Source organism: Mesorhizobium sp. AA22 (assembly GCF_001672375.2).
Lineage (GTDB): Bacteria > Pseudomonadota > Alphaproteobacteria > Rhizobiales > Rhizobiaceae > Mesorhizobium > Mesorhizobium wenxiniae.
Map to the genome: position 1 here is coordinate 6100377 of NZ_CP048406.1, position 14979 is coordinate 6115355.

Consider the following 14979-nt stretch of genomic DNA (forward strand, 5'->3'; position numbering starts at 1 on the left):
TTTCTGCTCGTCATCGAAAGACGATTTCTGCTTTCGGGTACGGCGACTTCGGGCTCCGCTTGCGCAGCCGACGTCCGGCTTGGCCTGGCCGATTCCAGGTAAGTGCCGACCCTTTGGCCGACCTTGAGAAAGTCTAGGACTGTGACGTCTTCCACCATGGGACAAAATCGCCTCCAACATCGCGCCCGCGGCGAGCCAATTGGAGGTCACTAAGGCTCGAGCCTTGACCTGCAGCAAACGATCCGCCCTGTGCTGCATGGACATAGTAACAGTGGGCACGCCGCAGCAAACTGGCGAATTGACCAGGGGTTCCATTCCACATGTGATCCCTTTGCCATCTTTGCTCATCATGGGATTGCGCCTTGATCTTCAGGAGCCTTGTTTTGCGGAACCACGCAAAGATCCGCATAGCAGGCGTTCTCACCCGTGTAGTTGGCCATGGCTTGGAGCAATGGGGTAAGGTAGTACTGTTTGATGTGGTCCGGCATTGGCTCCGGAAAATCCAGCGATTTCAGTGCGACCTCGATCAACTCGATGGCGCGCACCTTGTTGCCACACTCAAAATAGTACTGAGCGAGCGGAACGTACCAAATGAATTTAAGGGGGCCGTCACTTTGTGGGGGACTCAGTATCAAGATCTGTTCGGACAGCTCTTTGCCCATCGCGAAGCGCTCAGCAGGGGGAAGATGGGAGTTGTCCTTCGCTGGATCGAAGAGTTGCTTCAGGGCCATGACCATCCAGGACACGGCCTCGAACTTCTTGTCGATCGCGTCTTCAAGTAACTGGCGCATAGCCGGCAAGCCGGTCCGCATGTCGCGTAGCTTGTGGAGCAGTAGATCCGCATGAGTTTCCCGGAACCCGACATAATCGGGCATCAAGGCGAGACCTTCCTCGACGGCCGAGAGTGCGGCCCTCCAATCCTCAGCCTGTGTGGCCGGCTGAAGTTTGGCGTATATCGGCCTGGTCAGCGACAGTTCGCGCGCCCTGCGTTGGTTGCTAGCGATCCGCCCTGTATCGGCGGCTTTCGCTCCATCGCTGCTGCGCCAGCTGCCGTTGAGAACTTTCGGTAAAACGTCATCGAGTTCCGACGGATGTCCGATGAAAGCGATGTGGCCGTCACGGTCGACCACGAACGAGGTGGGAATCCCGACAGAAGAACTGGCTTCCATCGAAAGTCTTTTCATTTCGCCTGTGTAGTCGAACGCGATCCGATAATTCAGATTCGGGAATCTCTCGGTCAGCCACGCATCCAAGTTGGTCCGCGCCTCGTCCGCGGTTGCAGCCAGTTCACTACCTGCGACTCCGACGACCTCAAATTCGATGTCTTCATACTTCTCTTTCAGTTCCACCATAGGCGGAATGGCAGCCACACAGGGTCCGCACCAAGTCGCCCAGAATTCAACAAGGTACACCTTGCCGGGCTGAAAGTTGGCGAGGGGCTCGCCACGCAGCCAGTCGTCCACTTTGATCGGAGGAGCCGGGGACTCCATACGCAACACCATGTTGTTCTCCAAAGCTATTCCCAACACCTTTCCTGGCATTTATGCGCGTGCTGGTTCTTCTCTCAAACAAGCGACACACCGGTCATGGAGACGACGTCACTCGTCTTGCCCATTCGCATGCGGTCAGCCCTCACCCGCTATTGCCGAATGACAACCAGCAAAGGCCGTGCCAGCGCGTCTAGCCCCGCATTAAGTGCAGTTAAGTTGGGAAAAAGGTCCGCGGGCACCAACACGGCCGGTTGTCTTGAACCCGACATGTTTTCTGCCGCTGTCGAGTTTTAGACACGCATCACTCATCGTCAGTCGCTTACGACAGCGAAGAGCTTGGCCGTCTTGCCTGCAGTGAGATTGGCATACCTGCTCATCGAGCAACACCACTTCGGCGCCCTCGATAGCTCGCGGACGACTGGGTTCCCGCGTGCAGCGATGCCTCCTCTGGCTCATGGCTAATCTTTTCTCCTAGACCCGAGTTGATAAGCCCAGCGCATCGGGTGCGAGCCGGATACCGCGTATGCTGTTTCGCTAGACGCAGAACCAGCATTCGCGATCCGATTTTCGCCACAGACCTAGGAAGCATTGCAGGTCCGCCACCGCGTGCGAGGCTTAGCATCTGCTCCGCTCGTGGGCGAAGCGGATGCCGCCGTCGCCGCGAAGAGTAGGCCCGATGATGATGATGATGATGCGGCCCAGGCCTGCTTTCACTGCTGTGCCGTCGAGGAGGTCGTGGATCCGGCCCCATACGGAACGTGAAATCGCGCCGAACGCGGGGCACGACGTAAATCTTTCGGAGGCCTGGATCAGCATGTGTCTGGCTTATCGCTTCTGCCCATCGGCACCGCATCACTGCCTACCACGGGCGGCATTCGACTCGGAAACGGCCATGCCCCGCGATGACAACCCGACACCGGGATCGACAGCAACCCGCAATTGAAGGGCCAATCACAGCCTGGTCGTTGCGCAATCTGATGCCCATCACGTCCCTTGACCCAGGAGACGCCTGGCGCATTATCCATCGGGCCAACCGCCTCGGGGCCGATCCAGGCAATTGAGGATCGAGCATTGGTCGGGCGTAGGCTGGCTTGCGAGTTCGCTTTGGTTGGGAGGACCGGCTTAGGACGCGCCTACGAAACTGGACGTGGCGAGGCCACACTGGAGTATGCCTTCCCTGAAATGGTGCTGCGCTAAGTCAAAGCCAATCCTATTCATGAAACACTGCCTTCGCAGAAATGCTTGCAAAGCTGAGCTTTCTAGCTCCCGACCATTGTGATTAGGAATCGAAAAGTGCGCGGCTCGCATGACGCAGGGGCCGGTGGTCGGACATGCAATGAGCCGGTTTGATGGCAGCGATTCAAAAGGCGTCGAATGATCTGCGAATTTCCGCAGCCACCTTCAGCCGGAGTTTCCCTTGCGGGGGGAGCGATCAACTGCTTTCCTCATGCGGAAGACGGTCGCGTTTGTGGAGAGCTTAGCTCCATCCGCCGGGTGATCTCGTTGAACCTAGCGGCTCGCGCTGCGCAGGGCCTGCGTCTCCGTCCAACGCGCCTGTCTCAGTTGCCGCCCAGGCGTCGAGCCAGTCCGCTGAATCAGCTTGTCCGGTTTGCGGTCTCATAGAGCCTCCGGTTCAAGCTTCAGCTGCAAAGCAAGCAATTCTCGCCCGGGCATAAATCTCTATGATTGGTTCCCGCGCGAGCTGCCCTCGCATCTCATCGCTCACGTAGCTGACTTTCCGTTCCTTGAACCGGCAACGGATCTCGGACGCATGGAGGCCGACCACGACACAGGGATCAGGCTCAACCGGAACGCACCATGGATTTCCGACGTTTCCGAAAAGCCATGCCTCGCCCCAGTCATCAACCAGAGCGGGCGTGAACCTTGTCGCCGAGGCCAAAACTGTCCAGAAGCGCGGCGGCCGCCGCCGCGTATCGTGGTTTGCTAGCCTCGTAGACATAGTTCTACCACCCGGATGCCAGTATCTTATATCGATTCCTGGTGATTGAGAATAGAATTGTCGGATCTGTCGTAGAACCCTAGCATAGGTCCGAGATCAAAGATCGTCCCCGGCGCAAGGCGCCGGACAGACGTGGGCCATGTTTCAGTTGAGAGGCCATCGATGCCTCGCGCCAGCGTGCTGGCAAATCGAGGCATTAGCGGTGCGAGTGTCTGCGCCAGGATCGCAGCGGCCGTGGCTTGAAGCGCGAGCGAAGTCCGGGTGCGGGCGGGATAAAGACGTCGCGCCGCTGCATAGTCTTGCGACTGTCGGTAGATCACGCAATCGCGCACGAAATTGCATGCCTGTGCGGCCGCACGCCGGACCGAGAAGCCATCGTCCGAATAGGCGCGTTCCATCGCCGCTCGATGGATCTCTATCCGAGCAAGGAAGGCGCGGTCGGCCGGAGCCCAGTCGCCTGCGTCGGGCACACGGCCACCAAAGTCCTGCTTGATTTCCTGGTCCAGCCCTTCCAGCCAACTCAGCCAGACCCCTCGGAATATCTCTTTCTCGGTGCGATGTAGCGCCTCCAGCGTGAAGTTCGTCCGCTCACCTTCCGGGCGTGTCAGGCCCAAATGAAGACGCACGATGTCGACTGTCTTCGGGTCAAGAACCTCCTTGCCCCAGACCGCATGGCCCCGGCTGGTCGAGAACTTCTGGCCGTCGAGCAGGTAGAACTCGTTCACATGATAGCGGATGCGCGGCGTCCAATGAGAGAACACCTCGGCATAAAAAGCGGGGTAGAGTAGCGCGTGGTAGAAGGAATTGTCGAAGCCGAAGAAATGGACAATCTGCCAATCATTGCTGGGCATCGCCGCATTCCAGTCGCGCCCAAGCAAGCGAGCTAGCGCCTGGATGTTATAAAGGAATCCGAAAGCCATCTCCGGCCAAATCCAGATCACCTGCCCAGGGACCCCTTCGGCCGGCAGGCCCCAGTCCGAGGGGTGGGTAATGGGCACGGAAAAGTCGCCACATTGGCGCAGACGTGCGAAGAGATCCATGACCCGAACGGGGGCGCCCGACGCCCTTAAATGCCGGTCGATATTGACGTAGCACCGTTCCAGCGCAAGTTCGGGACGGCGCACGGAGCCGACCACCGGCGCCTCGGCCGAGTGCCGCGACCGGACTGCCCCCAGGTCGTGGCATAGGTTCGGCGCGCCGCATTCCTCGCAGATGTTGCCACCAGCGGAGCCGCCGCAATCGGGGCAGAGGCCGCTTACATCCGGTTCGTAAAGGTAGTCGCCTGTCACCGATCGAAGAGCGCGGGGCTCTGGCGCAGATCTACCGCCGTGCTGCTCAGAAGACTACGGAAACACGCGGCTTGAAACTCTGCATAAGCGTCACCCCCCAACGTGGGCAGGAAGCTGTGGACCTCACAGTCGAGAAGTGCAAGCGTGGCTCTAATCTCGTCCGCGTAGTGGCTGCAAGTTACGAAGAGAGGCGGCAGCCCGGCCCCCGTTGGCGGCCCCGCCAGAATAATCCGGCTCTGGCCCCAGGCGGGCGAAGACGGGCGCCCCAGTAGGGCTTTGGGCTTCAGAGAAGACCGCCCGGTGACCACTTCCATGATCGACGTGCCGAAGCGTCTTAACGGGGCTGCGGCGATGCTCCAGTAGCACACAAATCAGAACGCCATACTCTCCGCATTTTCTGAGTGGTGGATCAGTTTCGTGTGCATGCCTCGCCTGGCTGCGTGAGCTCAATCGCGATAGAAAATGCCGTTTGGCGGCTTGAGATTGTCGAGGTCGGCCACTTTGCCCTCTGGCGGATTAAGGGCGCGCTTTAGCACGTTATATTCAGCGCGGGTCGGTCCACCGGTTGAAGCACGCTGGAACACCAAGTAGAGCGTCCGCCGCGAACGATTGCTTTTGTTGGGCTGTGAGTAATGCGGTGCGTAATCGTCGAAGATGAAGATGTCGCCAGCCCTCCATACTACGGGTTCCCAGGAGAATGTGTCGGCGATCTCAGGATCAATCACCCCGCCAGCATCCATGGGAAATATCCCCTTCTTGTGGTTGCCGGGGCTGAAGAAAAGCCCGCCGTTGCCCGGGTCGGAGTCGTCGATGCCTATCGCAACGACCCCATGGACCATCCGGTCGGGGAGTCTCTGTGGAATGTGATAAATGTCCTGATGCGGGCGATAGCCGCCGCTGTCGGGATTAGTGGAAAATCAGCAACTCCTTGAGCCTGCGCGACCCTTCGTCAAGCAGCTCCTCGACCGCAGACCTTATGCGCTGATCGTCGAGGAGCAGACGACGCAATGGATCATGGAAGTCGAGAAAAGTCTCAGCCTTAGAGATCTTTCGATTATCCGTCGTCTTCTCGAACCACATGAGCCATTTATCATCGCTAACACCCCAGCGTGATACGTCTTCAACAAAGCTTGAAATACGTTCCACAGCCGCGGGATCGAAGAACCTTTCGAGCCTGACATATCCGTCTTTCTGCCACTTTTCTCTTTGCGCATCAGTCAACATGCGAAAGCCTCCTGTTGGTAAGACTGGTTGGTCGAACATTCCGGTTAGGGCAGTCGGGCGCTGATCAGGTTATGGGTCGACGCAGACGGTACTCCAAGCATATTAGGACGGCGGTGCTAAGTGCGTTCCGCTCCGGGTGTGTTGCAGGGCTTTGTTGTCCCTCCTCACTGGAGAGATCGTCGAGGCTCGTAACGATATGTGGAGCCGGTACGTCTGCACGGTAGTCACGGCCGGGCATGCTAGTGATGATGCGGCTGCTCGGTAGGGCGACCTTTCGCGCAGCCTGACGCAGCGCAAGCCGTGCGCCACGCGAATTTCTGCGACACGCTCCCATTCGGGCTGGGCGATCAGGGCGGGCACATCCGGGACATGAGCTCCACCGATGCTCCAAAAGCGGGCATTCTCCGCATAAATTCCTCGATTGATTGCATATCCTAGGCTGACCCGGATTCCCCGGGTCCTTAAACTGGCCCCGATCACTTATCTCATCCGGCCCAGCCACGACACGCACCGCTACGTGTGGGAACCCTCCGCTGAGCGCCGACCCAGCAATGGCCACCAAGGCCACTCCGAAGTTTCGAGTGAGCGACCTGCTAGGGTCTTTACGACCGAAGGGGAAATGCACGCCCGCGGAATTGTTAGATGCGCCGCTGAGTCCAATGGGTCGTTCAGTCGCAATGATTTCGGAGAAGGCTCCGGCTTTCGCTGCGGCGAAGGCCGAAATCGTTCCCTGGATGCTACCGCCGATGATCAGTAGTCGGCGGGTCATATCCCGCTGCCCATTTCTTCTGCGATGGGGTCGGACCAGCTTTCGACGGAGGTAGGGCTGATGAAGCCGGGATGCTCAGGGTTGGCGCGCGGCGCGCGCCCCAGAAGGCTGTCGAGGATGCGACGCGCTCGCCAGGCCAGCAGGCTTAGATTCGGATCAGCCAGCCCGCGCTGCCCGAGGCTCGCGTTCTGTACGAAGATGCGTCTGTCACGCGGTCCGTGCCAGCGCACCGAAAAATCTTCGCGAATAGCCAATTCATTGTCGATCTTTTCCAGCCGGTCCGCCATCGGTTCCAAGAAGCCTGGCACCGCGTTCTCGTAACCGGTGGCCAGGATGACGATGTCGGCCGTGACTTCTTCAACCTCCTCCATGCCGTGCTGCAGGGTGAGTCTGTGGCCCGCGCCGGCGTTGATGCAGTGCGAGACAGTGCAGCCCGGCCGCAGTTTGATATCGCATCGGTTTGGCTCTAGAAACGCGTGGCGGTATAGCGCCTGATAGATCGCGCGCAACGTGCTTTCCGAAATGCCGTCCGAAGCAAGCACGAATCGCCGCAGGAACAGCTTGCGCTGCGACTCGCTCATTGCCGCGAAACGATCCGAAAAGCAGGGCATGAACAACTCGTTTGTGAACGGGCTGTTGTCGATGGGCAGGTAGTTTTCGCGTAGCGAGGCCCAAGTGATCGAGGCAGGTCGCCGTTCTCTTGGCAGACCAACAAGGTGCAAAACCACCTCGGCTCCGGACTGTCCCCCGCCGACCACGCAGACATGCTTTTTGTGCACCTCAGGATGAATGTGCAGCAATTCAGATGAGTGGAACAGATTGCGTCCAGTCCAGCCCTGAAACTGCGGCGGAATATGCGCCTGCTTGCCAATGCCGACCACGACGTTTCTGGCGGCGAGAACCGCCTTATCGGTGCGCACCCGAAACTCGCCGTCAAAGCGGATTTCGCGCACCGTCTCGCCGCCGCGGACAAGCGGGTTCCTGTAGAAGGCCCAGTTCAGGTATTGCTCGAACTCAGCTCTGAGCACGGCTTCGAACTGTGCATTCAGGAAGTGGTACAGACGCCCGTTCTCATGCAGGTAGTTCACGAAAGTGTAGGCTGATCGCGGGTTGACCAGCGTGACCAAATCCTTGAAGTGGCTGACCTGGAGCTCCGAGGAATCGAATGCGCTGCCTGGGTGCCAGCGGAAGTCGACTTGCCGATCCAAGAACAGTGCCCCTTGCCCAATTTGCTCGTGCATCTGGCACGCAAGGCTCAAATTAGACGGCCCAGCTCCCACTCCAATGCAAGAGAGCTCCACTTGTCTTGCTCCTCTAGGTGCTTCCCAATTAGGCGATGTTGAAGAAATATCGGCTCTGGCCATCGGCTTCAGTCTCCATGTGGGCATTCTCGACTTCGGTGCCGCTGGATTTGCTAGATTTTGTCCCCGCTTTCGTATGGTCGGGTGTGAAGCCCATGGATCCCGTCCAAGTGATGAGATCGACACTCATGTCCACGACTTGTGAGCGTGGACGGGACCGAAGTATCTGCGGTCGCGCAGATGATCGCGTATCAGTCAGCGAGATGCTTTCCAATCTTATTCCGTGTTTTAATCGGGCGAAGTCGCCCGCCTCCACCATGATGCGCCGACCTTTGACCGACTTGGCTGTCAGCGAGGGCGCGATCTCGCATGCGGCGACAGCATTTTTCCCTGAGCCTGCTCATAGGAGGGCATCCGCTGATGTGTTCGGAAGATCCTCTGCATCAAACGTGCCAGAAGGAAAATTTCATGAAACAACGGTTAGCAGGTTTGTGATCCTGTCGGGTATCCGACAATGAGGGGAAACCTTGCGCCGGTGGCCGATTTGCCGCGTCGCCGTCCTCTTGCCAGGAGCCGGTAGCTAATAGGGCAGCTCCGCATCGGAATTTTCTCTTAGGACGGCCAGCAACCCAGGTTCATAGACTGTGGCGCGGAAAAAGGCTCTTGCCACTCCTCGCGGCGGAAATCTGAAAAGACGCCTTCGGAAGCCGGGGGGCCGCAGGAGGTCTCTCCCGTCTTGCGGAAGATGGAGGCGAGATCCGGATTTTGAGACGCAGAATCCAGCTAAAGACGGTCACACAGCTATGTCGAGGCCGTGCCCCATCCTGCAGCACCACGAGCCTGACGGTGCTCGCGACCAGTGAGACGCATTCGGTCCGCAGCCTTGTCGAGGCTGCCTCCAGGCGGGTCGGGAAGGAGATATTCTGGGAAGGCGCGCAGGTGTTGACGAGTTGGGCCGCGAACGCCGGAATAACCAGGCGCTGATCCAAATAGACAAACGTTGTTTCGGGCCATTCGAGGTTGACCTGCTGATCGGTGATGCCTTCAAGGCGGCCATCAAGCTCGATTGGAAGCCGACGACTACTTTCGATGAGCTCGCCTCGTAAATGATCGAGGCCGACTCCCGCGCGTACGGGATCACGCTCGCGTGACTCGAAAAACGCAGTGATTTCGCCGGGCATTTGCAGTCCAAAGCAGCATTCGCCGGCCCGCCTCTCTCAGGCGGTCGGCCGGCACCCAGTCAGCACCCGGTCGTTTGGATCGGCAAATTCACACATCCTACAGAGCAGAAAACCATCCGCTCCGTTCATGCGATCGACGATTTCGCAAAAGACTGCGCTTTTAAAGAGATCGCCGTATTCGTCGCATAGAAGGTTGCCCAGTACGTGACGCCGCTCGAAATCCATGGAGCAGAGAGTAACCTCGCCGTTTGGAAGGAGAACATTCCGATACTGTCGTTCGTCCACGCATATCAGCCCTCCGACGACTGGCTGCCGTGGTTCTACAATCTTAGGATCTACGCTTCCACCCCTGCTGCTCACCGGTCGCGCGCGAACTAGGGCTTCGGCAGGGATAATGTCGGCGATATCGGGATGGGCCTCGCCCAAAACCACGAATCGAATTGATGGGATGTCGGCGTCGACGAGTTGCCCAACAAAATCGCGATACTTGTCTCCAACAAGGCGGCTATTCATGTGGGCGCCATCATCAAAAACATGAACCACGAATACCCCCAACCGCAGCGCCTGCAAGCGTTGTAGATCCCGCCCCTTCATTCCCACAAGTGTCGTGAAAATCCTGATGCCATGGCCTTTGGCGGAAGCGTGCTCGACCATTTCGGTGCAATCCGGATTGAGCCATGGCTCAGAATACCCGGCAAAACTAATGTCGACGGAGGTTGGTACGCGCGCCAGACAGCGCTTGAAATCTCCAAGACTAAGATACTTCGTATCAGATACTTTTCTTTGCCGGTCAGCGAACTTGTCCTGCGGACAATATGAACATCCCACGATGCATCCTGTGGTCGTCGTTATCTCCAAAACTCTGCCGGCTGGGATAGCAGAGCGCAGTTCCGGTAAAATCATTTGCTACTGACTCCCACTCGTCTGGTCATGCATAACGTCCAGCATAGTGTCTTTGGCTTCATGACACCGACGGTCAATACGTTCCGAATGAACCCAGCCATCTCCGACTGGGCAGCAGTCAACGGCCGGCTTCCTCAATCTGCCGAGCGAACTATCAACGAACTTTGGGCACATCGGCGCGGCAGCGCGGCGCAACCGCAATGTCGCGCGTCAGCCATTGCCAAAGGTGTAGCAGTGACCGTTGAGCGGGCGCGCCGCCGAGATGGCGTAGCAGACCATCAATCGTCTCGCGCGTTCTCATGCGGTCAGCCCCCACTCAATGGTGCCGCATCTCCAGCAAAGGCCGTGCCAGCGCGGTTAGCCGCAGCAACTGCATGAGTAGGCTTCGAGAAACCTCTCGCCCAAGGCGGCCGGTTTTTTTGGACCAGACATGTTTTTTTGTCGCTGTCAGCTTTTGGACATGCCCTGCCGTTGGTTCCAGGATGCGCGCCTCAAACTTTCCACGACTGACCTCTCCGACCGCTGAAGATTGCGCGCTGATAGCGCACACCTGGCGCGTCGGCGCCTTGGTCGCACTGACCTATCGCGCGGCGGTGGACGACCGGATGCGCTTTGGAAAATCCAATACGGTCGGAGCCTACTTCGGGCTTACGCCCAAAATATCAATCCGGTGAAACCGATCGAGACGGTGGTGTAGCAAGGTCGGCGATACCATGGTGCGAACCGGGCGCTTTGAAGCGGCGCACATCATGCTCAAAGCGGGCAACCCGCTTCTCGAGCCTGAAAGACTGGGCGCTCTCCGTGGCGAAACGTCGGGCGCATGGAGCGCGCCAAGGTGGCCCTTGCCCGCTAGTTGGGCATCGTGCTCCATCGCATGTCGGTGGAAGCTACCGAATTCCGTTCAGCAAGGCTGCCAGTGATGGCATAGGAGATGAGGATTTGTGCGAGCCGAACGGCTCTCCTGAGGGTCCGCGTCGCCGGGACGAGAGCCTGGCAAAGTCGCGTGTAGTGCTGTGAATGCTTCGGCAAACCACGTGCTGTATTGCCCAGATAGATTGTGCTGCCGACCCAACGCGTCGATATTGTCGCGGCGAGCCTATCCTCGCTACGCAGCGCAAGTGTTAGACGCACACGCTCGTCGAGCGGGGACGATCTGCTCGCGCGTCCCCCTGATTACAGCCATGAAGGCGAGCGAACAATTGCAAGAGGCACAAGCTACCGGCGCCATCGATCGTAACGATTTGTCTTATTCGAGCTCGACTGGTGTGGCGTTCCAGTCGGGTGGGGTCTGCCTGAGAATGTTGCGAACGAAGAAGTCCAGGAGTTTGCGCTTAGTATAGATGCCTGGCGCGCCGTGATCGGCACCAGGCACATAGACCATGTCGAAATCTTTTCCCGCCTTGATGAGTCGGTCGGCAAGCTGCAGCGAGGAGGACGGGTCGACATTGCGGTCCATTTCGCCCACGACGATCATCAGCTTGCCCCGCAGCCTGTAAGCATTGTCGATGGCGGAGGATTGGGAATATTCAATGCCGACTGGCCACCCCATCCACTTTCGTTCCACCAGATCTTGTCTATCCGGTTGTCGTAGCAGCCGCTGTTGGCGACCGCGACCTTATAGAATTCGGGATGGAAGAGTAGCGCGCTCACCGCGCTCTGGCCGCCTGCGGACCCGCCGAAAATGCCGACATTGGAGATATCGTACCACGGATACCTCGCGGCGGCCGCCTTGTGCCATAGAATGCGATCGGGAAAGCCTGCGTCCTTCAGATTTTTCCACGCAACGTCATGAAAGGCGCGTGAGCGGTTGTTGGTACCCATGCCATCGATCTGCACAACGACGAAGCCCAGTTGCGTGAGCGGCTCTGTCCGCCTTGAGAAGGATTTTGGGACGAAGGAGCCCTGGGGCCCGGCATAGATTTTCTCCACCACCGGGTACTTCTTCTTCGGATCGAAATTGGCGGGCAGGTGATCACGCCCCAGATATCAGTCTTGCCGTCGCGCCCCTTGGCGTGGAAGCTGCGTGGCGGCTGCCAGCCTGCGGCGACGAGCTCGGACATGTCGGCGGTCTCCACCTGCATGAGTTTGACATCGTCGCTGGCGCGGTAGAGCATCATGCGGGGCGGCAGATCGATGCGTGACCAGAGATCGACATAGTAGCGGCCGTCGGGAGAGAACTCGACATGGTGGTTGGCCGGCTCGGGCGTGAGCTCAGTCAGCCCCTCACCGTCGAAGCCGATGCGGTACGCATGGACGAAATAGGGGTCCTCCCCCGGGTTCCTCCCGCTCGCCTCGAACCAGATCTGGCGCTTGACCGGATCGACATGGTTGACCGCGCGGACCACCCATTCACCGAAGGTGATCTGGTTCTTGAGCGCGCCGGTCCGGCCGTCGAACAGATACAGGTGCTCGTGCCCGTCGCGCTCGGATGCCCAGATGATCTCCTTCCCGTCATCGACATCGTAGCGAAAGATTTTCCCGGTGCGGCGCTGGTTCATCACCAGCGGCCGGTAATCAACGAAGGTCGTGCTGGTCTCTTCGATCAGCGAGCGTGCGCGCCCTGTGGCGGCGTCTACCTCGACCAGCCGATAGAGCTGATGGCCGCGCTGGTTATATTCGAAAGTGAAGCCGCGACCGTCTGCCCACCATTGGAGAGCGGAAAGTTTGAAGGGGTTGGAGAACAGGGCGTTGTCGATCACGATCTGGCGGCGGGCGGCAATGTCGAACAGGACCGGCTGGGGCAGCGGAAGGACATCGCCCGGCTTGAGATAGACCATTGCCGAATATTCGCGCTGCAACCGGTCCGTCGACGAATTGAGGTAGGGGACCACCCGGTTGAAGCCGGGGCGAACACGGTAGGCCGCGAGATGGCGCGAGTCCGGCGACCAGCTCAGTGTCGAAAAGACGTAGTGATTGCCCTCGGATCCATCCCGGCTCAGCGCAACATCCTGCAATCCGTCCTTGCTGCGCAGGAAAACATTGTGGTTCTTGATATAGGCGATCCATTTGCCGTCGGGCGACGCGCTGCAGTTGTCGGGGTCGTTCTGCGCCGGCGGCGTGTATAGGTGGCCGAGCGGCCAAAGTTCCGGGTCGTCCGAATCCAATGTGGTGCTGGTACAGTCATAGCTTACAAGGTCGCAGCTCCACCAGGTGTCTTCAATCTGGAAGTCGAGCCTGCGACCATCCTCGGTCAGGTCGAAACGCTCGAAGGGAAGATCGTCGGCCTGATACCGCTTATGGCTCGCCCCGTTTAGCGCCGCCGCCAGACGGGCCTGATCGAAGGGCGGCCGCTTCACGCCCGTGGCGACATCGACCAGCATGAACTGGCGCTTGCCGTGGCTAGTCAGGCGGTAGACGAAGGCTTCACCCCCCGTCAGCCAGAAAGGCATTTCTGGGAGATTGACAGTGAGTCCGCTATAGCGGTCGTTTATGTTAAGTGCCCGCTCAAAATCGGCCGGCGCTGGCGGGGAATGTGCACCGTTCGAACCGTTGGGCAGCGTCTGAGTGGTTGCCGATCCCGATGCCCGCTGAACCAGTAGCCCGAGGGTCAAAGCGCCAATCTCGTCCATGTCTCTTACTTCTTTCGGTTTTCGGAATACGCATTTTGGATTTGGCTTCTCACGCCGGTCCGCAGCACCGCCGAGAGTCGCCTTGGAGGAGAGCCTCCAGGCGGGTGCAGCAGGGCCGCAGTCATCATCACAGAGAGTTCCTTGAGAACATCCAGGAACTGGTCGGGTGACCGATTCCAGAGTCGGCGTCCGCGCCAATAAGGGATCTTCGATGCCTACAATCAGGGAATTCTCAACGCCCGATCACACGTGACGATCACGGCCTCTTTCTTCTTCTGCATCTGGAAAGTCATGCTGTAGGACGCCGGATGTCGCGGCGGCAGAAATCATTGTGCACATGTCGACGCTCTCCGCATGAAGTCGGTCGGATGACACGAAGCAATATGCGCGCCAAAGGAAAAACCCGTTTAGATACAAGGCAACCGATCGAACCGGCTATGTCGCATGTCCGACATTCGTCGGGCGTCGGACAATGCCACCCGACATGTCGCGGGGCGTCAAATTGCCCCTCTTCCTCGACTGTGTGGCTAGACTTCCTGACGGGCAACATGCGTGCTCTAGGGAGTACTGCCCTAAGGGGCTCCTTCATAACCGGAGCCCTTCTCGCGGAGAAGTCCTGATCGCTAACGTGCTCGAATGGGAGCCCCCAGCCAGCCAATCCTCGTCGACGAAAGACCCCTCCGTAATCCCGCCCGCACCGAGGAGGCCCTTGAGGAAAATGCCAGTCGGATTGTGGATGGCATTGAAGAATACTTCCTCCGAGTGCGCATCGAGATGGTCATAGGTGAGTCACGAGAGCAGCGACATGCCGCTGGAATCGTAAAGGTTCTTCGATGCTTCGCCGGTACTGTACCAGTAGCGTGAGTCCACCCTCGAACGAAAAGACTCAGGCCGCCCCGGCTACCGACGCAGACTCGGCGATCACCGGCACCTCGGCAGCGGTGGCGCCCGCCGTCAGGCCAAAAAGCGCCACCTATGTCAAAAACAGTCGCCGCATCTTACCGGCACATCGCATGCCGACGACCTACCTCGAGTCCGCGGCCGGTGGTATCGCGCCCCGGAATCGCACGTACTCCCGCGTATCAGGATGTCTCGGCACCATGCTGTCTCTCCTCTACTCATGCGTCTGCAGCTATTTGCGCATGTTCCGTGCCAAATCTGAAATTATTCGGTTTCAATAGGATAGCTGCAAACCGCCGTGGCCATACCCGACATTGTTAGACTGCAGAAAAAGCGGAATGCGGGGGCGTGCCTTGCTGAGTGGCGTAAGTCGGCGGTGACGAAGCCGCTCGC

The 14979-nt window shown here is 58.8% G+C and carries 7 protein-coding genes and 3 pseudogenes; 2 read left to right on the top strand and 8 right to left on the bottom strand.

Annotation, left to right across the window (positions count from 1 at the left end; all coding sequences use genetic code 11):
• Window positions 1-347: 347 nt before the first annotated feature.
• From A9K68_RS28960 to A9K68_RS28985, 6 genes and pseudogenes are all read right to left on the bottom strand, one after another.
• Entirely contained in the window at window positions 348-1502 is a 1155-nt protein-coding gene (locus tag A9K68_RS28960; RefSeq protein WP_065012183.1) for a TlpA disulfide reductase family protein, read from the bottom strand.
• Between the two features lie 603 nt (window positions 1503-2105).
• The gene (locus A9K68_RS28965) at window positions 2106-2306 is read right to left on the bottom strand and encodes a hypothetical protein (protein WP_065012180.1); all 201 of its coding nucleotides are present in this window, start codon (window positions 2304-2306) and stop codon (window positions 2106-2108) included.
• Between the two features lie 1170 nt (window positions 2307-3476).
• Window positions 3477-4739, bottom strand: a complete 1263-nt coding sequence (locus A9K68_RS28970) for a class I tRNA ligase family protein (RefSeq protein ID WP_245430178.1) — start codon at window positions 4737-4739, stop codon at window positions 3477-3479.
• A 446-nt stretch (window positions 4740-5185) separates the two neighbouring features.
• Window positions 5186-5963: pseudogene (locus A9K68_RS32550) on the bottom strand (phytanoyl-CoA dioxygenase family protein).
• 765 nt (window positions 5964-6728) lie between these two features.
• Complete coding sequence (locus tag A9K68_RS28980) at window positions 6729-7973, bottom strand: SidA/IucD/PvdA family monooxygenase (RefSeq protein ID WP_245430177.1); 1245 nt, start codon at window positions 7971-7973, stop codon at window positions 6729-6731.
• Window positions 7974-8061: 88 nt separating this feature from the next.
• Window positions 8062-8223 (bottom strand): hypothetical protein, encoded by a 162-nt coding sequence (locus A9K68_RS28985; RefSeq protein WP_156768581.1) that lies wholly within the window; start codon window positions 8221-8223, stop codon window positions 8062-8064.
• A 760-nt stretch (window positions 8224-8983) separates the two neighbouring features.
• Here A9K68_RS28985 and A9K68_RS32080 point away from each other — a divergent pair.
• On the top strand, window positions 8984-9139 hold the full coding sequence (locus tag A9K68_RS32080) for a GDP-mannose 4,6-dehydratase (protein WP_245430176.1): 156 nt from the start codon (window positions 8984-8986) through the stop codon (window positions 9137-9139).
• 111 nt (window positions 9140-9250) lie between these two features.
• Here the strand turns inward: A9K68_RS32080 and A9K68_RS28995 are convergent, their stop codons facing one another.
• Entirely contained in the window at window positions 9251-10117 is an 867-nt protein-coding gene (locus tag A9K68_RS28995) for a radical SAM/SPASM domain-containing protein (protein ID WP_065012182.1), read from the bottom strand.
• Between the two features lie 557 nt (window positions 10118-10674).
• On the opposite strand from A9K68_RS28995, the pseudogene A9K68_RS32085 reads away from it, so the two are divergent.
• A pseudogene (locus tag A9K68_RS32085) lies at window positions 10675-10967 on the top strand (transposase); the annotation flags it as partial.
• A gap of 396 nt (window positions 10968-11363) precedes the next feature.
• Here A9K68_RS32085 and A9K68_RS29000 read toward each other — a convergent pair.
• Window positions 11364-13686: pseudogene (locus A9K68_RS29000) on the bottom strand (prolyl oligopeptidase family serine peptidase).
• Window positions 13687-14979 lie beyond the last annotated feature (1293 nt).